This window comes from Roseateles sp. AC306 (assembly GCF_979253795.1).
This window is the reverse complement of sequence record NZ_CEEDEB010000018.1, coordinates 50,681-75,857: the sequence shown is the minus strand read 5'-3', so window position 1 is coordinate 75,857 and position 25,177 is coordinate 50,681. Positions and strand designations below refer to the sequence as shown.

21 protein-coding genes are annotated in these 25,177 nt (G+C 66.4%); 12 read left to right on the top strand and 9 right to left on the bottom strand.

The window, feature by feature from the left end:
* Positions 1-21: 21 nt before the first annotated feature.
* From AC0IZJ_RS25220 to AC0IZJ_RS25210, 3 genes are all read left to right on the top strand, one after another.
* Positions 22-747, top strand: coding sequence for an REP-associated tyrosine transposase (locus AC0IZJ_RS25220; protein ID WP_471854487.1), 726 nt, complete (start codon positions 22-24; stop codon positions 745-747).
* A gap of 127 nt (positions 748-874) precedes the next feature.
* Entirely contained in the window at positions 875-5,635 is a 4,761-nt protein-coding gene (locus tag AC0IZJ_RS25215) for a glutamate synthase-related protein (RefSeq protein ID WP_471854486.1), read from the top strand.
* Positions 5,636-5,646: 11 nt separating this feature from the next.
* Entirely contained in the window at positions 5,647-7,122 is a 1,476-nt protein-coding gene (locus AC0IZJ_RS25210) for a glutamate synthase subunit beta (protein WP_471854484.1), read from the top strand.
* Here AC0IZJ_RS25210 and AC0IZJ_RS25205 read toward each other — a convergent pair.
* From AC0IZJ_RS25205 to AC0IZJ_RS25175, 7 genes are all read right to left on the bottom strand, one after another.
* Positions 7,119-7,577: a hypothetical protein gene (locus AC0IZJ_RS25205; RefSeq protein ID WP_471854482.1), complete on the bottom strand. Its 459-nt coding sequence runs from the start codon at positions 7,575-7,577 to the stop codon at positions 7,119-7,121. The genes AC0IZJ_RS25210 and AC0IZJ_RS25205 overlap by 4 nt on opposite strands.
* 157 nt (positions 7,578-7,734) lie before the next feature.
* Positions 7,735-12,000: a pilus assembly protein gene (locus AC0IZJ_RS25200; RefSeq protein ID WP_471854480.1), complete on the bottom strand. Its 4,266-nt coding sequence runs from the start codon at positions 11,998-12,000 to the stop codon at positions 7,735-7,737.
* Positions 12,001-12,024: 24 nt separating this feature from the next.
* Entirely contained in the window at positions 12,025-12,654 is a 630-nt protein-coding gene (locus AC0IZJ_RS25195; RefSeq protein WP_471854478.1) for a PilX N-terminal domain-containing pilus assembly protein, read from the bottom strand.
* Positions 12,655-12,656: 2 nt separating this feature from the next.
* Positions 12,657-13,703: a PilW family protein gene (locus AC0IZJ_RS25190; protein WP_471854477.1), complete on the bottom strand. Its 1,047-nt coding sequence runs from the start codon at positions 13,701-13,703 to the stop codon at positions 12,657-12,659.
* Complete coding sequence (gene pilV / locus AC0IZJ_RS25185; RefSeq protein ID WP_471854475.1) at positions 13,703-14,194, bottom strand: type IV pilus modification protein PilV; 492 nt, start codon at positions 14,192-14,194, stop codon at positions 13,703-13,705. Before pilV ends, AC0IZJ_RS25190 begins: the two co-directional genes overlap by 1 nt.
* Positions 14,188-14,805: a pilus assembly FimT family protein gene (locus tag AC0IZJ_RS25180; RefSeq protein WP_471854473.1), complete on the bottom strand. Its 618-nt coding sequence runs from the start codon at positions 14,803-14,805 to the stop codon at positions 14,188-14,190. Before AC0IZJ_RS25180 ends, pilV begins: the two co-directional genes overlap by 7 nt.
* Before the next feature lie 2 nt (positions 14,806-14,807).
* Positions 14,808-15,254: a type IV pilin protein gene (locus AC0IZJ_RS25175; protein ID WP_471854470.1), complete on the bottom strand. Its 447-nt coding sequence runs from the start codon at positions 15,252-15,254 to the stop codon at positions 14,808-14,810.
* 312 nt (positions 15,255-15,566) lie between these two features.
* On the opposite strand from AC0IZJ_RS25175, the gene AC0IZJ_RS25170 reads away from it, so the two are divergent.
* Genes AC0IZJ_RS25170 through AC0IZJ_RS25145 form a run of 6 tightly spaced genes read left to right on the top strand, consistent with a single transcriptional unit; the run spans position 15,567 to position 19,538 of the window.
* The gene (locus AC0IZJ_RS25170) at positions 15,567-16,370 is read left to right on the top strand and encodes an ABC transporter ATP-binding protein (RefSeq protein ID WP_471854468.1); all 804 of its coding nucleotides are present in this window, start codon (positions 15,567-15,569) and stop codon (positions 16,368-16,370) included.
* Positions 16,367-17,146, top strand: coding sequence for a lipid asymmetry maintenance ABC transporter permease subunit MlaE (gene mlaE, locus AC0IZJ_RS25165; RefSeq protein WP_471854466.1), 780 nt, complete (start codon positions 16,367-16,369; stop codon positions 17,144-17,146). Before AC0IZJ_RS25170 ends, mlaE begins: the two co-directional genes overlap by 4 nt.
* 19 nt (positions 17,147-17,165) lie before the next feature.
* Positions 17,166-17,666, top strand: coding sequence for an outer membrane lipid asymmetry maintenance protein MlaD (mlaD, locus tag AC0IZJ_RS25160; RefSeq protein WP_471854464.1), 501 nt, complete (start codon positions 17,166-17,168; stop codon positions 17,664-17,666).
* On the top strand, positions 17,663-18,517 hold the full coding sequence (locus AC0IZJ_RS25155; RefSeq protein ID WP_471854462.1) for an MlaA family lipoprotein: 855 nt from the start codon (positions 17,663-17,665) through the stop codon (positions 18,515-18,517). The genes mlaD and AC0IZJ_RS25155 overlap by 4 nt, the downstream gene beginning before the upstream one ends.
* Before the next feature lie 59 nt (positions 18,518-18,576).
* Positions 18,577-19,227, top strand: a complete 651-nt coding sequence (locus AC0IZJ_RS25150) for an MlaC/ttg2D family ABC transporter substrate-binding protein (protein ID WP_471854460.1) — start codon at positions 18,577-18,579, stop codon at positions 19,225-19,227.
* Between the two features lie 2 nt (positions 19,228-19,229).
* A complete protein-coding gene (locus AC0IZJ_RS25145; protein ID WP_471854458.1) occupies positions 19,230-19,538 on the top strand; it encodes an STAS domain-containing protein in 309 nt (102 codons plus the stop codon).
* Positions 19,539-19,553: 15 nt separating this feature from the next.
* Here AC0IZJ_RS25145 and AC0IZJ_RS25140 read toward each other — a convergent pair whose 3' ends face one another.
* Positions 19,554-20,414, bottom strand: coding sequence for a MurR/RpiR family transcriptional regulator (locus AC0IZJ_RS25140; RefSeq protein WP_457421018.1), 861 nt, complete (start codon positions 20,412-20,414; stop codon positions 19,554-19,556).
* A gap of 2 nt (positions 20,415-20,416) precedes the next feature.
* Positions 20,417-21,862 (bottom strand): glucose-6-phosphate dehydrogenase, encoded by a 1,446-nt coding sequence (gene zwf / locus AC0IZJ_RS25135; protein ID WP_471854456.1) that lies wholly within the window; start codon positions 21,860-21,862, stop codon positions 20,417-20,419.
* Positions 21,863-21,985: 123 nt separating this feature from the next.
* Between zwf and tal the strand changes: the two genes are divergently transcribed.
* The 3 genes from tal to AC0IZJ_RS25120 are packed head-to-tail and all read left to right on the top strand — an operon-like array spanning position 21,986 to position 25,169.
* Complete coding sequence (gene tal, locus AC0IZJ_RS25130) at positions 21,986-22,927, top strand: transaldolase (protein WP_471854454.1); 942 nt, start codon at positions 21,986-21,988, stop codon at positions 22,925-22,927.
* 2 nt (positions 22,928-22,929) lie between these two features.
* A complete protein-coding gene (pgi, locus tag AC0IZJ_RS25125; protein ID WP_471854453.1) occupies positions 22,930-24,552 on the top strand; it encodes a glucose-6-phosphate isomerase in 1,623 nt (540 codons plus the stop codon).
* Entirely contained in the window at positions 24,549-25,169 is a 621-nt protein-coding gene (locus AC0IZJ_RS25120) for an HAD family hydrolase (protein ID WP_471854451.1), read from the top strand. The genes pgi and AC0IZJ_RS25120 overlap by 4 nt, the downstream gene beginning before the upstream one ends.
* Positions 25,170-25,177 lie beyond the last annotated feature (8 nt).

Genomic DNA, 25,177 nt, shown 5'->3' with positions numbered 1-25,177 from the left:
ACCCGGGCGATGAGGACACGCATGGCTCGCCTTCCCAGACTGATCCTGCCCGATCAGCCGCACCACGTCATCCTGCGCGGCAATAACCGCCAAGCCATCTTCTACAGCGACCTGGACCGCCAGCATCTGCTAGCCACGCTCGCGGATGCCGCCTCCCAGTACGGCGTTGCCGTCCACGCCTATGTGCTGATGGACAACCATCTGCATCTCCTGCTGACGCCGCCAACGGCGGATGCCCTCAGCCGCACCATGCAGTCCCTGGGGCGGCGCTACGTGGGGTGGTTCAACGTTCGCCATCAGCGCAGCGGCACGCTCTGGGAAGGGCGCTTCCGCGCTGGCTTGATCGAGGGTGAACGCCACCTGCTGGCTTGTATGCGCTACATCGAACTCAACCCGGTGCGCGCCGGCCTGTGCACCGAGCCGGCGCAGTGGCCGTGGTCCAGCGCCGCGCATCACCTGGGCTTGGCCCGCAATGTGCTAATCACCGAGCACGAAATGTATTGGCTGCTCGGCAACACGCCTTTTGAGCGCGAACACGCCTACCGGGAGTTCATGGAACAGGGCGTCACGACGGCCGAGCGGTCCCAGTTCACTGATGCGGTGTTACGCGGGCGGCCGGTTGGCAGCGACGCATTCCTTGAGCCGCTGGCTGTTGACCACGGCGCCGTCGTCGCCCGCCGCCCACGCGGCAGGCCGCCGAAAGCCGCACCGGCGACGGCAGCGTCCGGACCCAAAACGGAGCAATGACTATGGCCCCAATTAAATCAATCTGAAGCGCCTGATGAAGTTAAACCGACTCTGACCCCATTTTATTGGGTTGATGCATGGGATCTCCTGCGTTACGCTCGCCGCTGTCGTGTTCCAGGAGGGCGCCATGAGCCACGCCGCGCAGATTCAGTCCGAGCTTCAAGACCTTGCCGAGAACGGGCTCTACCGGGCGACCAGTGAGAAGGACGCTTGCGGCCTCGGCTTCGTCGCTCACATCAAGGGCCACAAGGCGCACAACATCGTTCAGCAGGGTCTGAAGATCCTCGAGAACCTGGACCATCGCGGCGCTGTCGGTGCCGACAAGCTGATGGGCGACGGCGCCGGCATCCTGATCCAGGTGCCGCACGAGTTCTATCGCGAACAGATGGCCTTGCAGGGCATCACGCTGCCGCCGCCGGGCGAATACGGCGTCGGCATGATCTTCCTGCCCAAGGAGGCCGCCTCCCGCCTGGCCTGCGAACAGGAACTCGCCCGTGCCATCAAGGCCGAAGGTCAGGTGCTGATCGGCTGGCGCGACGTGCCGGTGGACCGCGACATGCCCATGTCGCCCACCGTGCGCGAGAAGGAGCCGGTGATCCGTCAGATCTTCATCGGCCGCGGCCCGGACATCATCGTGCCGGACGCGCTTGAGCGGAAGCTCTACGTCATCCGCAAGACCGCCTCCAGCGCCATCCAGGCACTCAAGCTCACGCACAGCCGCGAGTACTACGTGCCCAGCATGAGCTGCCGCACCATCATCTACAAGGGCTTGCTGCTGGCCGACCAGGTCGGCAAGTACTACAAGGACCTGGCTGACCCGCGCGTGGTTTCGGCCATTGCCCTCGTCCACCAGCGCTTCTCCACCAACACCTTCCCGGAGTGGCCCCTGGCCCACCCCTACCGCATGGTCTGCCACAACGGCGAGATCAACACGGTCAAAGGCAACTTCAACTGGATGCGCGCCCGCGAAGGCGTCATGAAGTCGCCGGTGCTGGGCGATGACCTGAAGAAGCTCTACCCGATCAGTTTCGAGCACCAGTCCGACACCGCTACGTTCGACAACGCGCTTGAGTTGCTGACGATGGCCGGCTATCCGCTCGCGCACGCCGCGATGATGATGATCCCGGAGGCCTGGGAGCAGCACGAAGGCATGGACGAGCGCCGCCGCGCCTTCTACGAATATCACGCCGCGATGATGGAGCCGTGGGACGGCCCCGCCGCCATGGCCTTCACCGACGGCCGCCAGGTCTGCGCTGCGCTCGACCGCAACGGCCTGCGCCCCGCTCGCTACTGCATCACCGACGACGACCTCGTCGTCATGGCTTCCGAGTCGGGCGTGCTTCCCATCCCGGAAAGCAAGATCGTCAAGAAGTGGCGCCTGCAGCCCGGCAAGATGTTCCTCATCGACCTGGAGCAGGGTCGCATCGTTGACGACGAGGAACTGAAGAACCAGTTCGCCAACGCGCGCCCCTACCGCCAGTGGATCGAGAACGTCCGCGTCAAGCTGGACGACATCGCCGTCTCCGCCGAAGCCGCGCGCCCGGCTTTCACCACTTCGCTGCTGGACCGCCAGCAGGCCTTTGGCACGACGCAGGAAGACATCAAGTTCCTGCTCGCGCCCATGGCCGCCAATGGCGAAGAGGGCATCGGCTCGATGGGCAACGACTCGCCGCTCGCGGTGCTGTCGAACAAGAACAAGCCGCTCTACAACTACTTCAAGCAGTTGTTCGCCCAGGTCACGAACCCGCCGATCGACCCGATCCGTGAAAACATCGTGATGTCGCTGAACAGCTTCATCGGCCCCAAGCCGAACCTGCTGGACATCAACGCCATCAACCCGCCGATGCGCCTGGAGGTCAGCCAGCCCATCCTTGACTTCGACGACATGGCGCGCCTGCGCGGCATCGCGGGCCCGACCAACGGCAAGTTCAAGTCCAGCGAACTCGACGTGACCTACCCGGTCTCCTGGGGGCGCGCCGGTGTCGAAGCGCAACTGGCCTCGCTGTGCGCCTCGGCCGTGGACGCCATCAAGAGCGGCCACAACATCCTCATCATCACGGACCGCCACCTCAGCGCCGATCGCATCGCCATCCCGGCGCTGCTGGCTCTGTCCGCCGTGCACCACCACCTGGTGCGTGAAGGCCTGCGCACGACGGCTGGCCTGGTCGTCGAGACCGGCACCGCGCGCGAGGTGCACCACTTCGCCGTGTTGGCCGGTTATGGCGCCGAAGCCGTCCACCCCTACCTCGCCCTCGAGACGCTCGAGGCGATGAAGGACGAACTACCGGCCAAGCTGACGTCCGAACAGGCCCGCTACAACTACATCAAGGCTGTGGGCAAGGGTCTGTCCAAGATCATGTCCAAGATGGGCATCTCGACCTACATGTCTTACTGCGGCGCGCAGATCTTCGAGGCCATCGGCCTGAAGGCCGACTTCGTCGAGAAGTACTTCCGCGGCACACCCACGCAGGTCGGCGGCATCGGCGTCTTCGAGGTGGCCGAGGAAGCGATCCGCATGCACGACGGTGCCTTCGGCGACGACCCGCTGCTGGACAGCATGCTCGACGCCGGCGGCGAGTACGCGTGGCGCGTCCGCGGTGAAGACCACATGTGGACGCCTGACGCCATCGCCAAGCTCCAGCACAGCTCGCGCAGCGGCAAGTTCGAGACGTACAAGGAATACGCCCAGATCATCAACGACCAGAGTAAGCGCCACATGACGCTGCGCGGTCTGTTCGAGTTCAAGTTCGACTCCTCCAAGGCCGTGCCGCTGGAAGAGGTGGAGTCAGCCGCCGACATCGTCAAGCGTTTCGCCACCGGCGCCATGTCGCTGGGCTCCATCTCCACCGAAGCCCACGCGACGCTGGCCGTGGCGATGAACCGCATCGGCGGCAAGAGCAACACGGGCGAGGGCGGTGAAGACCCGGCCCGCTACCGCAACGAGCTCAAGGGCATCAAGATCGTCCAGGGCGCCAAGATCGGCGACGTGCTCGGCCACAAGATCATGGAGGCCGACTACGAGCTGAACGAAGGCGACAGCCTGCGCTCCAAGATCAAGCAGGTCGCGTCGGGCCGCTTCGGTGTGACGACCGAATACCTCGTCAGCGCCGACCAGATCCAGATCAAGATGGCACAGGGCGCCAAGCCCGGCGAAGGCGGCCAGCTGCCCGGCGGCAAGGTGTCCGAGTACATCGGCATGCTGCGCCACTCGGTGCCCGGCGTCGGCCTCATCAGCCCGCCCCCGCACCACGACATCTATTCCATCGAGGACCTGGCCCAGCTCATCCACGACCTGAAGAACGTCAACCCGCGGGCGGATGTGTCGGTCAAGCTGGTCTCCGAAGTCGGCGTGGGCACCATCGCCACCGGCGTCGCCAAGGCGAAGGCCGACCACATCGTCATCGCCGGCCATGACGGCGGCACGGGCGCATCGCCCTGGTCGTCCATCAAGCATTGCGGCACGCCGTGGGAGCTGGGCCTGGCCGAGACGCAGCAGACCCTCGTCGTCAACCGCCTGCGTGGCCGCGTGCGCGTGCAGGCCGACGGCCAGATGAAGACCGGCCGCGACGTCGTCATCGGCGCGCTGCTGGGCGCCGACGAGTTCGGCTTCGCTACGGCACCGCTGGTGGCCGAGGGCTGCATCATGATGCGCAAGTGCCACCTCAACACCTGCCCGGTGGGCGTGGCCACCCAGGACCCGGTGCTGCGCAAGAAGTTCTCCGGCCGCCCGGAGCATGTCGTCAACTTCTTCTTCTTCGTCGCCGAGGAAGCGCGCCAGATCATGGCCCAGCTCGGCGTGCGCAAGTTCGACGAACTGATCGGTCGCTCTGACTGGCTGGACACCAAGAAGGCCATCTCCCACTGGAAGGCCAAGGGCCTGGAATTCGGCCGCATCTTCCATCGCCCGGTCGTGCCGGCCGACGTGGCCCGCATCCACAACGATGTGCAGGACCACGGCCTGGGCCGTGCGCTGGACGTCAAGCTCATCGAGAAGTGCCTGCCCGCCTTCGAGAAGGGCGAGAAGGTGCAGTTCATGCAGGAAGTGACCAACGTGCGCCGCACGGTGGGCGCGATGCTCTCCGGCGAGCTGATCCGTCGCAAGCCCGAGGGCCTGCCCGACCACACCATCTTCATCCAGATGGAAGGCACAGGCGGCCAGAGCTTCGGCGCCTTCCTGGCGCACGGCATCACCTTCTATCTGATCGGTGACGCCAACGACTACACCGGCAAGGGCCTGTCCGGCGGCCGCGTCGTCGTGCGCCCGAGCATCGACTTCCGCGGCGATGCGACGAAGAACATCATCGTCGGCAACACCGTGCTGTACGGCGCAACGCGCGGCGAGGCCTTCTTCCGCGGCGTGGCGGGCGAGCGCTTCGCGGTGCGCCTGTCCGGCGCCACGGCGGTTGTGGAAGGCACCGGTGACCACGGCTGCGAATACATGACCGGCGGCACTGTCGCCGTGCTCGGCAAGACGGGCCGCAACTTCGCCGCAGGCATGAGCGGCGGTATCGCCTACGTCTACGACGAGGACGGCCACTTCGCCAAGCGCTGCAACACCAGCATGGTCTCGCTGGAGAAGTTCATGACCGCACAGGAGCAGGAGGCCAGCGTCGACAAGGCGATCTGGCACCGCACCAAGGGTGTGGACGGCGTCGACCGCGACGCGCAGACCGACGAAGCCATCCTGCGCAAGCTGCTCGAAGACCACCACCGCTGGACCGGCAGCCAGCGTGCGCGCGACATCCTCGACCACTGGGCCGAAGCGCGCAGCAAGTTCATCAAGGTGTTCCCGAACGAATACCGCCGCGCCCTGGGTGAACTCAACGCCGCCAAGGAAGCCGCCACCACCATCGCTCAGGCCAAGCAGGCCGAGCCCGCCAAGGTCTAAGGAGAAAGCTCGTGGGAAAAGTCACCGGCTTCATGGAATACGAGCGTCTGGAAGAGGGCTACGAGCCCGCGCCGGTTCGCCTGAAGAACTACAAGGAATTCGTCATCGGCCTGAACGTCGAGCAGGCCAAGCAGCAGGGTGCGCGCTGCATGGACTGCGGCACGCCGTTCTGCAACAGCGGCTGCCCGGTCAACAACATCATTCCGGACTTCAACGACCTCGTTTACAAGGGCCGTCCGGAGGACTGGAAGAACGCCAGCACGGTGCTGCACAGCACCAACAACTTTCCCGAGTTCACCGGCCGCATCTGCCCCGCGCCTTGCGAGGCCGCCTGCACGCTGAACGTCAATGACGACGCGGTGGGCATCAAGTCGATCGAACACGCCATCGCGGACCGTGCCTGGAGCGAAGGCTGGGTGCTGCCGCAGCCGCCCAAGGTCAAGACAGGCAGACGAGTCGCCGTCGTCGGCGCGGGCCCAGCGGGCATGGCGGCCGCGCAGCAACTGGCGCGTGCCGGCCACAGCGTCACGCTGTTCGAGAAGAACGACCGCGTCGGCGGCCTGCTGCGCTACGGCATCCCGGACTTCAAGATGGAGAAGACCCACATCGATCGCCGCGTCGAGCAGATGAAGGCTGAGGGCGTCGAGTTCCGCACCGGCGTGATGGTCGCTTCGCTGCCCGAGGGCAGCAAGGTCACCAACTGGGCCAAGGAAACCATTTCGGCCGACGACCTGAAAGCCCAGTTCGACGCCGTCGTGCTGACCGGCGGCGCCGAGCAGTCGCGCGACCTGCCGGTCCCCGGCCGCGACTTGGCCGGTGTGCACTTCGCGATGGAGTTCCTGCCGCAGCAAAACAAGGTCAACGCCGGCGACAAGCTGAAGAACCAGCTGCGCGCCGACGGCAAGCACGTCATCGTCATCGGCGGTGGCGACACCGGCAGCGACTGCGTCGGCACGAGCAACCGCCACGGCGCCAAGAGCGTGACCCAGTTCGAGCTGCTGCCCCAGCCGCCCGACGTGGAAGACCGCCCGATGACATGGCCGTACTGGCCGATCAAGCTCCGCACCTCGTCCAGCCACGAGGAAGGCTGCGAGCGCGAGTTCGCCATCGCCACCAAGGAATTCATCGGTGAGAAGGGCAAGCTCACCGGCGTCAAGACCGTGCGCCTTCAATGGCAGGGCGGCAAGATGACCGAGGTCGAAGGCAGCGAGCAGATCCTCAAGGCCGACCTGGCCCTGCTGGCCATGGGCTTCACCGCCCCGGTCGCCACCGTGCTGGAAGCCTTCGGCGTCGACAAGGACGCCCGCGGCAACGGCAAGGCGTCGACCGAGGGCGTGAATGCCTACAAGACCAACGTCGACAAGGTCTTCGCCGCCGGCGACATCCGCCGCGGCCAGAGCCTGGTCGTCTGGGCCATTCGCGAAGGCCGCCAGGCCGCCAAGGCGGTGGACGAATACCTGATGGGCGTGAGCAGCCTGCCGCGCTAAGGCGTTGACGTGATCTCGCGCGGTGCCGGCAGGGCGCCCGCGAGGCAGCGCGCGGCGTCCTGCGCGGCGCCGGGAAGCCAGGCCAGCTTGGCCGATGAGGCTTCGGGTTCAAAGCGCACCAGCAAGCAGTAGCGCGTGCCTTGGCCGGGGTGGAGCCTGGCCTGCTTGAGGCCGAGTTCGGTCAATCTCTGGAATCCCGCCGGCAGGCCGGGCGAGGCCGCCGTGATGACGGATTGAGCCGCGCCTTGATCGTCCAGCGTGAGGTAGGCCCGGACATCGGCACCGCGTTCAGGCAAGGGCGCATCGGGAAAGTCGATGCCGGGCGGCCCGCCGTCGAATGACGGCGCTGCTTCGGTGCTGATGGAGGGCGCAGGGCCTTCGGCCGGCGTTGGTGTCGACCGCGGGGTGGGCAGGGCCGCAGCGGTTTCGTCAGCCTCGGGTTCAGGGGCATTCATCGCAGGAGCGTCGTCCGCTTGAAGCCGCACGGTCAGCGCCCTTGCGGCCTCACGGACCTGATCCCCCGCGTCCGGCGCCCCCCGCACGAGCAAGGCGGCATGCCCGCCGACGGCGAGGGCGACGCAGGCCGCGATGGATTTCGCCCCGTTCACCCGCTCACTGCTGCAGCAGGTCGCGCCACGACACGCGACGGGTCTTGTCGCTTTGCCCGGCGATGTCGGGTGGCGCCTGCTTGACGCCGCCTCCAGCGCCGAGGACGGTGCCAATGACGTCGCCATTGATCAGCCGGGTCACCGTCATGCGCGTGGAGGCATCGCCCATGGCCACGCTCGCCAGATTGCTGCTGACCGGCGCACCGCTGCGATAGTCGAAGTAGTTGATCCAGCTGGTGCCGTCTGCGGTGCAGATGTTGCCTGCATCGACCACGTTCGATGTGACGATCAGGGTACCCAGCACCAGTTGTGGATCAGTGTTGACTCGTTCCCGGCTCTGCGGCAGGTCGACGAACCAGCCGCCGTTCACCGCGAGATTGACTGCCTTCGGCGCATTGTTGGTACGGATGACCTGGCCGGGGCGGCATGCAGTGAGGCCCGACGGGCAGGTCCCCGCAGTCAGCACTTGTTCGACGAAGCTGTTGCCGGCGCTGCGCGGATCACCGATGTCGGTGGTGTCCAGCTTGTCCTTGATGCCGTAGATGCTCTGGGAGGTGCTGTCGCTCAGGTCGGTCTGGCCGAGGTAACGGCCCGTGCCGACGAAGACCATCGTGTATTCGCCTACCCGACCGAGCTCAGGCCGAGACGTCACGGGTTGCGCCACGCCGGTGCTGGACTTGAGCGTGGCGATGCGCTGGGCGTCATAGCCTGCGGCGCCGATGATGTTGTTGATGTCGAAACGCCAGACGTTGCCGAGGTTGTCACCGGCATAAACGCGCTGCTTGGTGTTGTCGACCTTGCTGTCGTCAACCCAGGCCGTGATGTGAGCCAGGCCGGCCGGTGAAGCGGTGCTGCCTGCGCCGGTGGAGATGCTGCGAACCAGTGCACCCGTGGCGGCGTTGACGACGTACAGGCGGCCGACACCGTCGCCCGGCGAGACGTTGTTGTAGCCCGAGCCGAACATCACCACCCACGTGCCGTCCTTCAGCTTGCCGATCTCGGGCTTGCCGAAGGTGAGGCCCAGGTTGCTGTCGGTGAACTCCCAAAGCGCCTTGGGGGCCGTGGGGTCGGTCACGTCCAGTGCGTAGTAGCTGCGACCACCGGCCCCTTGGCCGCCCACCAGCAAGGTGCGCCATTCGCCGTTGATGTAAATGTCGCGGGAGACGGGCGAGCCGTCGACGAAGTACTGGTGTTGGGTGGCGTACTGTTTGTCCGCCAGCTTGTAAAGGTTGGGCAGCACGGAGGTCGGCACGAAGGCCCAGGCCTCGGCACCTGTCTCTGCGTTGAACGCATGCACCATGCCGTCGTTGGAGGCGACGTAGATCATGCCGGTGCGGGTGGCGGCAGTGGACTTGAAAGCGCCGTAGCCAGAGTCGACATAGGCCAGGCGCGGCTTGGAGACATAGGCAGCCTCTGAGCTGATGATGTCACCCAGCACGTGAGCGCGCTGGCGGAAGTACTTGCTCGGGTCCGAGAGGTCGCCCTCGTTGGTGCGTTCACCGCGCAGGAACTTCACCAGCTTCTCGCCAGCGGCCAACGCCTGATCGCCACTGCTCACGCAATAGGGGCCAAAGGTGCAGAACTGGCTCAGCGCGCGTCCACTCGTCGTCAGGTTGGGCAGGTTGAAATTGGCCTTTTCGGCCGAGGTCATGTTGGCCCAGTCGAACGGCTTGAGCTTGCTGGCGTCAGAGCCGCCGAACATGTAGATGGTGCGCGAGGTGTTGACATCAAGCTGCTCGCGCGCGGACCAGTTCGGCGATTCCAGGTTGATGGCGCCGGTCTCGATGTTCATCTCCAGGCTGCGCACTTCGCCAGACCATTCCGATGAGATGAAGTTCGAGACGAAGACCTTGTTGTCACCGGTCGCCACGTTGGGGTTGCTGACCGAGGCGGCTGCGGCGGCACCTGTCTGGCCGTCCAGCGCCTTGATCGCGCTGGCCAGCCCCGTGTAGAGCGATGTCGGGTTGGAGGCGCTGAAATAGGTCCCGCCGCCGTTCACGGCCGCGTGCCAAAGGTCATCGATGGTGGTCAGCGTATTGCTTACCGGTGTCGGCCAATTGCAGTTGCCGCTGGTCTGCCAGGTGCAGATGCCCGCCGCCGAATTGGGAGCCACGCCTTCCCGGACCGAATAGAAGTCACCCGTGACATCCGTCAGATAGTTGGGCGAGAACTGCATGTAGCCCGAGGCGCCCAGGCCCAGCGTGAAGGTCTTCATGCTCTGCACTTCGTCAGGCTTGACCGCTGCGTTGGTGGTGTTGCCACAGACATCGGCGTTGGTGCCGCTGCCGCTGAGGCAGGCCGCGGTGCCGGTCGTGCCGGTACGCAAGTCGGTAGTTGCGTAGAAGGCCGCAACGTCCGCCAACGTATTCGTTGTCGCCGTGCCGTCGTATCTCGGCCGTTCCAGCGCGCCGTCCTGGTCGCCCATTTCGCTACCGTCCGGCTTGGTCGGCGTGGCCGTCTCGTTCCAGAAGCCGTCGGTGGACAGGATGGTGAAGTTGCGCTGGCAGGAGTACTGGATCGGGTCCTTGACGGTGGAGCCGTTGAGCGAGGTGTTGTTCAGCTTGCCGGCAAACAGCTTGCCGGCCGTCGAAAGCGCGGCGCGCAGCGGTGTCGAGTTGTTCGGCTTGGCCGCCACGAGCTTGGCGAACCAGCTGGACTTCTGCGTGTAGCTGCTGGAAGCCACGTCCTCGAAGGTGTTGAGATTGAGGTAGTCCTTGCTGGTGCTGTTGTTGATGCTGAGGTAGCCGACGCGACGGTTGTTGCCGATGGCGCCGAAGGCCAGGCCGGCCGACGACTTCATCGACTGCATGCGCGTGTGGTAGTAGGTCCACCAGTTCGCGAAGTTCGTCATCTCCTCGTCGTACGAACAGACGCCCGCTGAGGCGACACAGTCGACGCGGGTCGCGGCCTTGGGGTAGCTGGTGCGTGTGGACACGATGTCGACGCGCTGGAAGCGGCCCGTGAAGCTGCCCGGCACCGGCGCCACGGCGGGCGCGTAGCCGCTGAAGGCCGGGTTCGCGACATCAAGCGGAAAGGTGCAGTTCGTCGGGGTGCGCGTGAGGCTGACCGTGGCGGTCGTGTTGAGGCCGGCCGGCGCGGTGATGGTGACGGTGCGGCCGTTGTTGGTCGTGCCGGCGGAGTAGCCCGTCGAGCTTGTTTTGGCGTTGATCTGGGCCGCGATCTGCGTGCCGATGGTGTTGCGGTTATTGCTCGACGCCGTGATGGCATTCAACAGGTTGACGCCGCTGACCGTCACTGCGGTCACCTGGATGGCGCAGCTCGGGCTGGCGGTGAACGAAAAGGTCGTCTTGGCCGGCGCCGCAGCGGACCCGGCCGAGCCTGCCGAGAAGAACTTGGTCGGGAAGCGGGCGAAGGAGAAGGTGCCGTTGCGGGTTGCCTGGCAGGCGGCCACGGCAGGCGTCGAGGCTCTCGAATCCGCGTCGCTCCGGCACCAGCGCAGCGGCGCGGGGATGGTGTAGGCGCCGCTGGACGACCCCTGGCAGTCGCGCAGGTTGACGTTGTTGCAGTACTCGGCCGCGACGATGACGTAGTAGTGCGGCCCGAATGAGCGCGCGGCGGTCGTGGCGTTGTCCGGCGCACCTGTCGCGACTGAACCGCTGCCCGAGGCGACGGTGGCGAAATAAGTCGTGTAGGCCTTGCCGTCCACGGTGCCGGGCAACACGTAGTTGTCGTTGCGCAGACAGTCGGTGAAGGTCGCGTCCACGCACCAGGCTGTGTCGGGGTATTGCGTGGTCAGGTCGATGCTGCCGGTGTTCTGGACGTTGTAGGCATCGTTCTTGACCGACGTCCAGCCGGTCGTCACCGAGCGGGTCTGGCTTGCCCAGTTGCTGCCGTCGGCCTTGACCGGTGTCTTGTAGTGGATGGCCGGGTCGTAGGCGAGGCCGTTGAAGGCCGAGGCGAGGAAAGGCGGCTGGCCACGGGCCGTGCCGAACGGCGCGGCGTTGAGCCAGCAGGCCGCGCTGTCGCTGCCGCCGATGCAGCAGGCATTGCCGAAGTTGCCGCTGTTGGTCGGCGTGGCTCCGGTGCTGCGGCACATCGCATCGTTGACGTGGTCGGGCAGGTAGTCGAAATTCATCGAACCCGAGTCGTCAAGGATGAAGAGCAGGTTGGCCTTGACGGCATCGGGCGAAGCAACGATCAGGGGCGACTGCGCGATGTCCGTGACGGCGGCCGAGGCGGGCAGGCTCAAGCCAAGGGCCAGGAGTCCTGTGAGCAGGGCAATGAAAGGGCGGAGCGAACTGAACTTCATGATGACCTCGTCAGTAAAGGGCGCTCAGATCGCGGCCATGACTTGAATGAAACTGGTGGCGTTGCGCGGCCCCTGGACTCGCACGGTGATGCGGTAATAGACCTGCCCCAGGCCGTCGAGTTGTTCCTCGGGGCCATGGCTGCAGCCTTCGCACGAAGACATGACCGGCGAGGTCTCGCAGACCGCGTCCTTCGGCGCGCCCGAACGCGCGCACAGCCGATGGATGACGAAGGACACCCGGTTGCCTGTCGCATCTGCGGGCAGGTCGTTGACCTGCCCGGCGCCCACGAGGGTCTGCCAGAAGCCTTCCCACGTCTGGTTCACCCCGGGGTCGGCACGCGTGGCCACGTAATTGAATCGGGAGCCGGCGGTCTTGAGGAGGTTGTTGTAAAGCCGGTTGGCGTCGACGGGGGGCGAACTCGGCGCGCTGCCGGCCAGCTTTTCCTTGTCCATCTGCTCCAGCCATGCGATGGCCGTTTCGCCGCCGACATCGGCGGCCTGGACTGCGGCCTGCTGGTAGGCCAGGTTGCCGGCGACGCGGTTGCTGCCCAGCACGCCGCGCATCAATCCAACGGCAGCGAGTGACATGGCCGCCAGTACGACCAGGGCGAGCACGAGAACGAGGCCGTGCTGGCGACGAGGGGAGGCGCGCATGGTCAGGGGCATCCTGTGAAGGCGAGCGGCATGTTGCGCAGCGGCACCGTGGTCTCGAAGGTCTTGTAGCGAAAGCGCTCCCACCCATCCTCAAGCGTGATGGGCGTGGAGGCGCTTGACGACCACGTCGGCGCCGGGGCCACCACATCGCTCGTCTCTGACTGGCGGCTTCGGGCGACCAGGACAAGCCGCAGGCCGTAGACGCGCGACCAGGCGCACGCTGCGACGGGAAACAACGCGGTGGGCGGCCTCTGCGCGTAGCTGTCGACGACCAGGTCCCGCGTCGGCGATGTCGTGTCGATCGCGTACTCGGCCCGCATGCTGACGATGTTGTCGGCGATCTCCGTCCAGTTGTCCGGCGCGGCGTTGGTGCAGTTCTGCACGAGGAAGTCGCAGGCGGTCAACCGGCCCGAACGCACGGCATAGGCGATGAAGCGCGGCGTGCGCCCCAGGTTGAACAGCATGCCGCCGGAGGCGCCAGCGATGCCGAAGCCCACCGTGACGGTGTTGCCCGCCGGTGCGGCGGCCAAGCTGGTCAGGGTCAGCGAGCACGGTGCCGTGCGGATGGCCGGCGTTGCGATGAGGCGATCACCGACCTGATACGCCTGCGGCGCCCCGGTGTTGTATTGCGCCGGCCCCGGCTGGGAAATGATCAGACCGCCCTCCGGCGCGCCCCAGCCCGAGCCGTAGTTGATCAACAGCACGTCTGTGTTGTCGTCGCCTGCCGGGATGGTGGTCGGGTTGATGTGGACCGGTACCAAGTCGCCCACGCTGCGGCCGTTGCCGAGGTTCAGCTGGCAGTCCAGCATCTGCGGGTTCACGAAGCCCTGTCCCGCCTGACGCAGATCGCGCTGCAGCAGGCTCACCGCGATGGCACCGGTGGTTGCGGCGTCGTCGCCGCCCGTGGTGTTGCGGCGCTGGCCCTCGGACACCTTGAAGACCTGCATGACGACGACCACCGCCGCCATGGCGACGACGATGCCGACCATCAGTTCAACAAGGCTGAAGCCGGCTGCCTTGCGAGAGGACATGAAAGCGAGGCTGCGCATCACTTGATCTCGTTGACCAGCACAAAGCTGTGAGCGGGGTCGCTGGTGGCTTCGCCAGGCGCCTTCCAGCGCATGGTGATCGTCACGCGAGTGCTGGGCGGCTCCGCGGAAGGCACCTCGACGCCTGCGATGAGGACGGGGAGCGCAGGAATCGCCGCCAGGGCAACTGTCGGCGGATTGGCGGCGGCCCCGGGCAGTGCCGTGGTAACGCGGGCTTTCCAGGTGTTGTATTGGGCGCCGCCAGCGCCGGTGCTGCTGAAGCCGGCCTGAAGGACCGCAAAGGTACGGCCGCTGAGCCACATCTGACCGATCAGCTCATTGGCCAGCAGCGTCGCATCGGCGCGGTACTTGGCCTGGCCCGACTGCTTGACGGCGCTGGCCTGCAGGCCGACGAGGCCGAGCACGCCGAGCGAGAAGATCAGCAGTGCGATCAGCACTTCAAGCAGCATGACGCCGGACTGCGCGCGGCGCGGGCGTGGGTAGCTCAGCATGCTTGCTGGTCGCCAGTGGCGGCGCTGGGGTTGCACATGCGCACCTGGCCCGCAGGCGAGACGACGATGCGCAGGCAGGTGATCTTGCCACCTGCGCTCAGGCAGCGGCCGCTGGTGGTGACAGGTGTCACGTCGATGGTGACGGCGTTTGTCCCTCCGCCCGCCGCGACCGGAGCCTGACGGCCGAGGCCGTTGAAGATGATCTGGTCAGCGCCGGCGCTCACGAGCGCGCCGCTGCCGGTCTCCGTCGCTGCACGCAGCTGCAGGATGCTGGGCGCGACGGTGTCGCTTGGCGCTGCGTTGCACTGGCCTTCGACCGAGTCCTCTGCGGCATTGGCGTCGACGACATCGACGACCCAGTTGCCGCTGGTCGTGGCGCGGCGGCAGGTGGCGTCAAGCGACGTCGTGAGCTGGAAGCGCACCTGCGTGTTGCGCGTCGTCGCTTCGCTCTTGGCGTATTGGAGCCCGGCCAGCAGGCCCTCGGTCGTCGCCCGGATGCGCGTGCCGGTGATCCAGGCGGAGAAGCTGGGCAGGGCCGCAGCGAGCAGAATGCCGCCGATCACCAGCGCCACGAGGGCCTCGACCATGCTCACGCCCCGGTGACGCCTCATGCTCAGCACGAGCCGTCCTTCTTGATGACCCAGCAGGTGGATGAGCCAGTCCAGCCCGTCGGCACCGTAGACGTCTTCACATTCGCTTGATTGATCGTGTAGGTGAAGCCGGCCATCGTGCCCTTGCCAACGGCCTGGATGACAAACCCCGTTGCCGTGGCCGAAGAGCAGCTGAAGTTGAAGCTCTTGCCCGAGCTGTCGCTGACGCAGCCGGGATTGTTCGCGGTGCCTGTGTTGGCGTAGGTGCGGTTGTCCTGGAAGTACTGCTCGGCCTGCACCGCCCGGGTGGCCAGCATGTTGGTCGCATCGGGGATACGGCCGCGCGTGATGTAGCTCGTGTACTGCGGCACCGCTACCGCAGCCAGGATGGAGATGATGGCCACGGTGATCATCAGCTCGACGAGCGTGAAGCCCCTGGCGGGAGTGCATCGGTGTTGGCGGGGGGGCATGGCGGCAGCATTCATGGCGGTTGCGGCTATTTTGGTGTCGACCCCTGATTGCAGCCTACCGCTCGTCGCGGCGCGATGAACGCTGGTCGCAGGAGGCTCCCCATCTGTGAACTGGCACACGCTTTAGGCGCCCGCAGCAGTCGTCCACGGGGTTGACGTGGGCTGCCAGGCTTAACAACCACAGCGGGCGGCGTCTGGACGGCTTATCGGCATCTTTCTGGGCGCATTCAGGGGCTGCCCAGCGACACTCGGTGTTTCCCCTATCATGGCGCCCTTTCTGTCCGCAGGTTTCGGCCCGCCCGCGTGAACTCCTTGACCACCGCTCCCCTGATCGAACTGCGCAATGTCAGCGTCGGCTATGGCGACCGCGTGATCCTGGACGGCGTCAATCTCAAGCTGACGCGGGGCAAGATATTGGCGCTGATCGGCACCTCCGGCGGCGGCAAGACCACCGTGCTGCGCCTGCTCGGCCGGCAGCTGCGCCCCATCTCGGGCGAGGTGCTGTTCGACGGCCAGGACCTGGCGCCGCTGGACCTGGACGGCCTCTACGCCGTGCGTCGGCGCATGGGCATGCTGTTCCAGTTCGGCGCCTTGTTCACCGACCTCAGCGTTTTCGAGAACGTGGCCTTTCCGCTGCGCGAGCACACCGATCTGCCGGAAGCCATGATCCGCGACCTGGTGCTGATGAAGCTCAATGCCGTCGGCCTGCGCGGTGCGCGCGACCTGCTGCCCAGCGAGGTTTCCGGCGGCATGGCGCGCCGCGTGGCGCTGGCCCGTGCCATCGCGCTGGACCCTGACCTGGTGCTCTATGACGAGCCCTTCGCCGGCCTGGATCCGATTTCCCTGGGTATTGCCGCGCGCCTGATCCGCGACCTCAACGACGCGCTGGGCCTGACCAGCATCATCGTCTCGCACGACCTGCACGAAACCTTCGGCATCGCCGACGAGGTGGCCATGGTGGCCAACGGCCGCGTCGTCGCCCAGGGCACGCCGGACGAACTGCGCAACAGCGACGATCCGCTCGTGCGTCAATTCGTCGGCGCCGAGCCCGACGGGCCGGTGCGCTTCCACCAGCCGGCCAACTCCGTGGCCGAAGACTTCGGGATGACGTCATGATGGCTTTCGCCGCCCGCATCGGCGCCGGCGTGCGGCTGACGCTGGCTGACGTCGGCTCGTCCGCACGGCTGTTCATCAGCCTGATGGGCCGCTCGCCGAAGGCGCTGGCGCGCTTCGTCCTGGTTCGCGAGCAGGTCTTCCACCTGGGCAACAAGTCGTTGTCCATCATCGGCGTGTCTGGCCTCTTCGTCGGCTTTGTGCTCGCGCTGCAGGGCTACTACACGCTGCAGCGATACGGCTCTGCGGAGGCGGTCGGCCTGCTGGTCGCGCTCAGCCTCGTGCGCGAGCTGGGGCCGGTCGTCACGGCGCTGCTTTTCGCCGGCCGGGCTGGCACATCGCTGACAGCCGAGATCGGCCTGATGAAGGCCGGCGAGCAGCTGACCGCCATGGAGATGATGGCCGTCGACCCCGTGCAGCGCGTGCTCGCGCCGCGTTTCTGGGGCGGTTTTATTGCCATGCCCTTACTTGCGGCAGTCTTCTCGGCGCTCGGCATCATCGGCGGCTGGCTGGTGGCGGTGCCGCTGATCGGCATCGACGCCGGCGCCTTCTGGTCGCAGATGCAGGGCGGCGTGGATGTGTTCAAGGACATCGGCAACGGGGTCGTCAAGAGCCTGGTGTTCGGTGTGACCGTCACCTTTGTTTCGCTGCTGCAGGGCTATACCTGCCGGCCCACGCCGGAAGGCGTGTCCGCAGCCACCACGCGCACCGTCGTGCTGTCGTCCCTCGCCGTGCTGGCGCTGGACTTCATGCTGACCGCGATGATGTTTTCGATTTGATTGGAGTCAGGGACACCACATGCAAGCCTCTCGACATGACGCCTGGGTGGGTCTCTTCGTGCTGCTCGGCGGCGCGGCGCTGCTTTTCCTAGCGCTGAAGGCCGGCAATCTGCTCAGCCTCAATTTCGACGCGACCTACCAGGTGTCGGCGCGCTTCGACAACATCGGCGGCCTCAAGCCCAACGCGGCGGTGAAGAGCGCTGGCGTCGTCGTCGGCCGCGTGGAAACCATCAGCTTCGATGACAAGACCTTCCAGGCCAGGGTCGTCATCAACCTGAACAAGGCGACGCAATTCCCCAAGGACAGCTCCGCCAAGATCCTCACGTCAGGACTGCTTGGTGAGCAGTACATCGGCCTGGAGCCGGGGGCCGATGAGAAGAACCTCGCCGCTGGCGATCTGATCAGCCAGACACAGAGCGCCGTCGTGCTGGAGAACCTGATCGGCCAGTTCATCAACAGCAAGGCTTCTGACATGGGCAGTGCCGCCACGCCGGTCGCAGCCTCGGGAGGCAAGCCGTGAGCCAAGTGATCCGCTGGTTCGCGCTGCTCGTATTGACGACGGGCCTGGTGGGCTGCCAGACCGTCAAGGGCGTCGGTACGCGTATCGACAAAGCTTTGGACAAGGTGATGGGCTCCAAGGGTCAGCGCCTGGACCCCTGGGAGGAGTGGAACCGCAAGGTCTTCGCCTTCAACGAGAAGCTGGATGCGAACGTGCTGAAACCCGTCGCAACGGCCTACTCCGAGATCGTGCCTTCGCCCATCCGCACTGGCATCGACAACTTCATGGGCAACATCGGCGACGCCTGGTCCGCGTTCAATCTGATGCTGCAAGGGCGCTTCAAGGCGGGTGTCGAGCAGGGTATGCGCTTTGCCGTCAACTCCACGCTCGGCCTCGCTGGCGTGCTCGACATCGCCACCGAGGCGGGCCTGGAGAAGAACAGCCAGGACTTCGGCAAGACGCTGGGGCACTGGGGCATGGGTACGGGGGCCTACATCGTCTGGCCGCTGTTCGGCCCGTCGTCCGTGCGCGACTCGCTGGCCTTGCCGGTCGACTGGCAGGCCTCGCCTGGCGTTGTCTTCGACGACGGCAGCAAGAAGGTCGCCATCACGACGCTGAGCCTGGTCAACACACGCGCCAACTTCCTGCGCGCCGGCGCCATGCTCGAGGGCATCGCGCTGGACAAGTACACCTTCTACCGCGACGCCTATCTGCAGCGCCGCGGCAGCTTCGACGATGACGAAGAGGTCGAGGTGCTGGTGCCTGGTAACGGGGCTTCGGCGCCCGCTGACGCGGCCTCTGCGCCGGAGGCTGCGGCATCTGCGCCGGCCGTGAAAATGCCTGCTGAACCCGCATCCGCCGCCTCACGCTAGGCCAACCAAAACCTGGGCTCGTGCGTTAAGCGCTGGTCCTGTTCTGAGAAAGCGACACCATGACTTTGCTGACTTCCCTGCGCCGCCGTGTGCTGACCGTGGCCGCCATTGCGACCCTGGGCCTGGGCCTCGTGCACTCCGCGCATGCCGCCGACGCCGGCGCGCCCGACCAACTGATTCGCCAGCTCTCCCTGGAAACCATCGAGGCCGTCAAGGCCGACAAGGACATCCAGGCGGGCAACGTCAACAAGATCATTGCCCTGGTCGACGCCAAGGTGATGCCCCACGTCAACTTCCAGCGCATGACGGCCTCTGCCGTCGGCCGCTTCTGGCGCCAGGCCACGCCCGACCAGCAGGCCCGCCTGCAGGCCGAGTTCAAGACGCTGCTCGTGCGCACCTACGCCGGGGCGCTGACCCAGGTGAAGGACCAGACCATCGGCCTGAAGCCGCTGCGCGCCCAGCCTACTGACACCGAGGTCGTCGTACGTACCGAGATCCGCGGCAAGGGCGACGCCATCCAGCTTGATTACCGCCTCGAGAAGGGTGCCGCCGGCTGGAAGATCTATGACGTCAATGTGCTTGGCATCTGGCTTGCCGACCAGTACCGCAACAGCTTTGCCCAGGAGATCGGCGCCAACGGCATCGACGGCCTGATCAAGAGCCTGGCCGACAAGAACGCCAAGGCCGGCGCACCGGCCGCCAAGAGCTGATCTTGAGCGGTTTGAAGCTGCCCTCGCGGCTGCGCACGGACGGCGCCCGTGCCGCCTGGGCGCAGATGTCGCCCGCCCTGCGCGCCGAGGCCGCCCAGGTGCTGGCTGCGGCCGGCCGCGAGGTGCGGCTTTCGGCGGCGGAGTTGAGGGACTTCGATTCCTCGGCGCTCAGCCTGCTGCTGTCCGCCGGGCGCCAATGCACCGAGCAAGGCGCGACGCTGAAGCTTGACGATGCGCCCGACAAGCTGCGCGAACTGGCCCGCGTCTACGGCGTGGCCGAGCTGCTCTGGCCGGCACCCGCGGTCAGCTGATCAGCCGGCAAGCGTTCAACCCGCGTAGCGTTTCGCGCGCAGGTTCTTCTTGATCTCCTGAAGCATGGGCCGCAGCTGCTGGCCCAGCTTCAGCGCCACACCCGTCGTCAGGATGTCCACCGCGATGAGGTGCAGCAGCCGCGACACCATCGGGCTGTAGCGGTCAAAGTCTTCCGGATGGTCCACTGCCAGCAGGATTTGGCTGGGGCCCAGTGCCAGCTGCGCCAGCGGCGAGGCGCTGGCCGTGATGATGATGATGGTCGCGCCCTTTTTGCGCGCGATGTCGGCGGCATCCAGCAGGTCGCGGCTGCGGCCGGAGTTGCTGATGATGACGGCGCAGTCACCGGCGCTCAGCATCGTCGCGCTCATCAGCTGCACATGGCCGTCGCTGGTCGCGACCGTATTCACGCCGAGGCGGAAGAACTTGTGCTGGGCGTCCTGGGCGACGATGCCCGAATTGCCGACGCCGTAGAACTCGATGCGCCGGTTGTGGCGGGCCGAGTCAGCCAGCGCTTCGATGGCACGCTCGAAGGCATGGCTGGCGGCGTCGTTGCGGTAGTGCAGCAGGGCGGCGACAGCGTTGTCCACCACCTTGACGATGATGTCCTGCGGTTTGTCGTCCTCATCCACGGCGCGGTGCACGAAGGGCACGCCCTCGTTGACGCTGCCGGCCAGCTTCAGCTTGAAGTCCGCCAGCCCGTCGTAGCCGACGCTGCGGCAGAAGCGCACCACCGTCGGCTTGGACACGTGCGACCGGTCGGCCAGCTCGCTGACCGGCAGGCTGGCGAAGCTGCGTGCGTCCAGCAACAGCAGCTTTGCGACCCGTTGTTCCGCTGGCGGCAGGGCAGGCAGCGCCGCCTTCACTCGTTCGAGGATGCTCATTGCTCTTCCGCCCAGTGGAAACCGTCACGTGCAACCAGCGCGCTGGCGGCGGCCGGGCCCCAGGAGCCGCAGGAATAAGGCCGGGGGCCGCTCGTGTCGGCTTCCCAGGCGTCCAGGATGGGCTCGACCCAGCGCCAGGCCTGTTCCTGCTCATCGCTGCGCACGAACAGGTTCAGGCGGCCGGCGATGGCGTCCAGCAGGAGGCGCTCGTAGGCGCCGACCCGTTGCGTCGCAAAGGCCTTGTCGAAGTCCAGGTCCAGCGACACCGGGGTCAGCTGTTCGCCGTGGCTGGCGCCCTTCTGGGCCAGCAGCTGCAGCTCCAGGCCGTCCTCGGGCTGGAGCTTGATGACCAGGCGATTCGGCTGGCTGCCGCCAGGAAAGATCTTGTGCGGCACCTGGCGGAAGTTGACGACGATCTGCGCGTCGCGCTCGGCCAGGCGTTTGCCGGTGCGCAGATAGAAGGGCACACCGGCCCAGCGCCAGTTGTTGACCTCGGTACGCAGGGCCACGAAGGTTTCGCACTGGCTGTCCGCAGGCACCTTCACTTCTTCCAGATAGCCCGGCACGGCCTTGCCCTCGATGCTGCCGGCGCGGTACTGGCCGCGCACGACGTCGCGAGCCACGCTCTCGGCCGTGAAGGGCTTGAGCGAGCGCAGCACCTTGAGCTTCTCGTCGCGGATGGCGTCGGCGTCGTTGCTGCTCGGCGGCTCCATCGCGATCATCGTCAGCAGCTGCAGCGCATGGTTCTGGATCATGTCGCGCAGAGCGCCGGTGCCGTCGTAGAAGGCGCCGCGCGTGCCCACGCCCAGGCGCTCGGCCAGCGTGATCTGGATGTTGGCGATGCTTTCGCGGCGCCAAAGCGGCTCGAACAGCGCATTGCCGAAGCGCAGCGCCATCAGGTTCTGCACCGAGGGCTTGCCCAGGTAGTGGTCGATGCGGAAGGCCTGGCTTTCGGCAAAGACGCTGCGCACCGCGCGGTTGATCTCCTGCGCGCTGGCCAGGTCGTGGCCCAGCGGCTTCTCCAGCACCACGCGCACCTTGGGGTGATTCAAGCCGACGGCACCCAGCTGCTGGCAGATGCCGGTGAACAGATGCGGGCTGGTCGCCAAATAAAGGACGACCGTGTCGGCATTGCGCGCGTCCAGCCAGTCCTTCAGGCCCTGGTAGTGCTCGGGCTGCGACAAATCCATGCGGCGGTAGTGGATCAGCGCGCCGAACTTCTCGAACTCCTCGTCGGTCGGGCGCTTGGCGCCGTCCACCTCGCGGAAGCGCTCCTTCAGCCATTCGCGGTAGCGTTCGTCCGTCTGTTCGTCACGTGCCACGGCGAGAATTCGACCTCCCTCAGGCAGCTTGCCATGCCGGAAGGCCTGGAAAAGTGCGGGCATCAGCTTGCGCCACGTCAGGTCGCCGGTACCACCGAAAAACACGAGATCGAAGGACATCTGCGGAGTCTCCAGGCCAGCGTCCCCCTATGTGAAACCAGGATGGCGCTAACCGTTGTGTAACTAAGTTTCGTGAAATACTATGCAGCAGTTTCTTCCCCGGGTCAATCCGGAACGGACGCCATGAACCAACTTGACCAGCTCAAAGCCCTCACCACCGTCGTTGCCGACACCGGTAACTTCCTGCAGCTGGCGCAGTTTGCGCCGCGCGACGCGACAACCAATCCCTCGTTGATCCTCAAGGCCGTCCAGTCGCCCGACTACGCGCCGCTGCTGAAAGAAACGGTCGCCGCCCACCGCGAGAAGCCCCTCGACGAAATCGTCGACCATGTGCTCGTGCGCTTCGGGCTGGAGATCCTCAAGGTCGTGCCGGGCCGCGTGTCCACCGAGGTCGATGCGCGCCTGAGCTTTGACAAGGCCGCCAGCCTAGGCCGTGCCCACCGCATCATCGGCCTGTACGAGGCCGCCGGCATCGCGCGCGAGCGCGTGCTGATCAAGCTGGCATCGACCTGGGAAGGCATCCAGGCCGCCGCCGAGCTGGAGCGTGAAGGCATCCGCTGCAACCTGACACTGCTGTTCGCCTTTGCCCAGGCCGTGGCCTGCGGTGAAGCCAAGGTGCAGCTGATCTCGCCCTTCGTCGGCCGCATCTACGACTGGTACAAGAAGTCGGCGGGCAGCAACTGGGACGAAGCCGCGCAGGCCGGCGTCAACGACCCCGGCGTCAAGTCGGTGAGCCAGATCTATGCCTACTTCAAGCAGCACGGCATCAAGACCGAGGTGATGGGCGCGAGCTTCCGCAACATCGGCCAGATCCAGGCGCTGGCCGGCTGCGATCTGCTGACCATCAGCCCCGACCTGCTGGCGCAATTGCAGGCGACCGATGCCAAGCTGGAGCGCGCGCTCGACCCGGCGACGCCGTCCGACATCCCCGCGCAGCATCTCGACGAGGCCGCCTTCCGTTTCGCGCTGAACGAGGACGCCATGGCGACGGAGAAACTGGCCGAAGGCATCCGCCAGTTCGCGGTCGATGCCGGCAAGCTCGACAAGCTGATCCAGGAGGCCTGACCATGTCGACGCGCTGCGACCTCTCTCCCGTCTGGGCTGAACTCCAAGCCCACTACGCCGCGAGTGGTCGCGGCTTCGACATCCGCCAGGCTTTCGCGACCGACTCGGGACGGTTCGGCGCGCTGTCATTTGAAGCGCCCGAGGTCTTTGCCGACCTGTCCAAGAACCGCATCGACGCGCCCGCGCTGGCTCTGCTGCTGAAGCTTGCCGGCGACTGTGGCCTGGAGGCGCGGCGCGATGCGCTGCTGCGCGGCGACCCCGTCAACCACACCGAGGGCCGCGCGGTGCTGCACACGGCGCTGCGCGCGCCGGCCGGCAGTGACGCCCCCTTTAACGCCGAGGTGCAGGCGTCGCTGGACGCGATGCTGGCCTTTGCCGAGAGCGTGCGCCGCGGCGAGCGGGGCCAGATCACCGATGTCGTCCACATCGGCATCGGCGGCAGTGACCTTGGCCCCGCCATGGTCGTGCAGGCGCTGCAGGCCTTCGGCCGCCGTGATCTGACCCTGCACTTTGTCTCCAACGTCGACGGTCACGACCTGGTCCCCGTGCTGGCCGGCCTGGACGCGAAGCACACGCTCTTCGTCATCGCCTCCAAGACCTTCACGACGCAGGAGACGCTGGCCAACGCGCAGGCGGCCAAGGCCTGGTTTACCGCCGCCGGTGGCACGGACGTGGCGCGCCACTTCGTTGCCACCAGCAGCAACACTGCCGCCGCTGCGGCCTTCGGCATCGACACGGCCTTCGGCTTCTGGGATTGGGTCGGCGGCCGCTACTCCCTTTGGTCGGTCATCGGCCTGCCCATCGCCATCGCCGTCGGCGCCGACAACTTCCGCGCGCTGCTGGCCGGCGCGCATGCGATGGACCAGCACTTTGCCACTGCGCCGCTGGCGCAGAACCTGCCGGTGCTGCTGGGTCTGGTCGACATCTGGTACCGCAACTTCCACGGCTTCAGCAGCCGCAGCGTCGCGCCCTACCACCAGGGCCTGCGTCGGCTGCCGGCCTATCTGCAGCAGCTGGAGATGGAGAGCAACGGCAAGGGGGTCGACCTGGATGGCAACGCGCTGCCGCTTGGCACATCGCCGGTCGTCTGGGGTGAGGCCGGCACCAACGGCCAGCACGCCTACTTCCAGATGCTGCACCAGGGCACGGACGTCATCCCGGTCGAGTTCATCGCCGTGAAGCGCCCCAACCACGGCGTGACCGGCGAGCTGGCAGCGAAGCTGGCTGACCAGCACCGCAAGCTGCTCGCCAACTGCCTCGCCCAGAGCCAGGCGCTGATGCAGGGCAAGACCGCTGCCGAGGCGCTGAGCGAAACAGCGCCCACCGCTTCCGCGACACTGGACCGCGCGGTTTTGTCGCGCCACCGCAGTTTTCCAGGTAACCGCCCGAGCACGACCCTCGTGCTGGACGCGCTGACGCCGCGCTCCCTCGGCGCGTTGATCGCCCTCTACGAGCACCGCGTCTTCGTCACCGGCGCTCTGTGGGGCATCAACAGCTTCGACCAGTGGGGCGTGGAGCTGGGCAAGGCGCTGTGCAACCAGTTGCTGCCGCGCCTGGACAGCGGCGACACCGCCGGCCTGGACGGCTCCACGGCCGGCCTGCTCACCCGACTGGTGGCCGCATGAAGATCGTCTTCGACTTCGGTGGCGTCGTCTTCCGCTGGCACCCGGCCAGCTTCCTGGCGCGCATCTGGCCGCAGCGCATCGAGACGCTGGAGCAGGGCGCCCAGGCGGCGGCGCAGTTCTTCCAGAACTACGGCGGCGACTGGGGTCTGTTCGACCAGGGCCTGATCGGTGCAGACGAGGTCGTGCGCCGCATCTCCGCCCGCACCGGCTGGCCGCGCGGCGAGGTCGAGGCTGTCGTGCGCGCGGTGCCCGATGAGCTGATGCCCATCCCGGGCACGGTGGTGCTGATCCGCGACTTGCGGGCGGCGGGGCATACCTTGCACTTCCTGTCAAACATGCCCGAGCCCTACGCGGACCACCTCAGCACGACCTATCCGCTCACCGAGTGGTTCGAATCGGGGCTGTTCTCGGGCCGCATCAAGCAGATCAAGCCGAACGCAGAAATCTTTGCGATGGCCGAGCGGCACTTCGGCGCTCAGCCGCAGGAGCTGCTCTTCATCGATGACCACCCGGTCAACGTCGACGCGGCGTTGTCGCGTGATTGGCAGTCCTTCCTGTTCACGGACGCCGCCAGCGCGCGGCGGGAGCTGATCTCCAGGCGGCTGCTGAACGCCTGATCAGCGCC

Coding starts and splice junctions, on each gene's coding strand:
- AC0IZJ_RS25220 (WP_471854487.1), top strand. CDS start 22: ATGGCTCGCCTTCCCAGACTGATCCTGCCCGATCAGCCGCACCACGTC.
- pgi (WP_471854453.1), top strand. CDS start 22,930: ATGTCGACGCGCTGCGACCTCTCTCCCGTCTGGGCTGAACTCCAAGCC.
- AC0IZJ_RS25175 (WP_471854470.1), bottom strand. CDS start 15,254: ATGCCCCCCCGCCAACACCGATGCACTCCCGCCAGGGGCTTCACGCTC.
- tal (WP_471854454.1), top strand. CDS start 21,986: ATGAACCAACTTGACCAGCTCAAAGCCCTCACCACCGTCGTTGCCGAC.
- AC0IZJ_RS25200 (WP_471854480.1), bottom strand. CDS start 12,000: ATGAAGTTCAGTTCGCTCCGCCCTTTCATTGCCCTGCTCACAGGACTC.
- mlaD (WP_471854464.1), top strand. CDS start 17,166: ATGCAAGCCTCTCGACATGACGCCTGGGTGGGTCTCTTCGTGCTGCTC.
- AC0IZJ_RS25215 (WP_471854486.1), top strand. CDS start 875: ATGAGCCACGCCGCGCAGATTCAGTCCGAGCTTCAAGACCTTGCCGAG.
- mlaE (WP_471854466.1), top strand. CDS start 16,367: ATGATGGCTTTCGCCGCCCGCATCGGCGCCGGCGTGCGGCTGACGCTG.
- zwf (WP_471854456.1), bottom strand. CDS start 21,862: ATGTCCTTCGATCTCGTGTTTTTCGGTGGTACCGGCGACCTGACGTGG.
- AC0IZJ_RS25195 (WP_471854478.1), bottom strand. CDS start 12,654: ATGCGCGCCTCCCCTCGTCGCCAGCACGGCCTCGTTCTCGTGCTCGCC.
- pilV (WP_471854475.1), bottom strand. CDS start 14,194: ATGCTGAGCTACCCACGCCCGCGCCGCGCGCAGTCCGGCGTCATGCTG.
- AC0IZJ_RS25150 (WP_471854460.1), top strand. CDS start 18,577: ATGACTTTGCTGACTTCCCTGCGCCGCCGTGTGCTGACCGTGGCCGCC.
- AC0IZJ_RS25205 (WP_471854482.1), bottom strand. CDS start 7,577: ATGAATGCCCCTGAACCCGAGGCTGACGAAACCGCTGCGGCCCTGCCC.
- AC0IZJ_RS25180 (WP_471854473.1), bottom strand. CDS start 14,805: ATGAGGCGTCACCGGGGCGTGAGCATGGTCGAGGCCCTCGTGGCGCTG.
- AC0IZJ_RS25120 (WP_471854451.1), top strand. CDS start 24,549: ATGAAGATCGTCTTCGACTTCGGTGGCGTCGTCTTCCGCTGGCACCCG.
- AC0IZJ_RS25190 (WP_471854477.1), bottom strand. CDS start 13,703: ATGCGCAGCCTCGCTTTCATGTCCTCTCGCAAGGCAGCCGGCTTCAGC.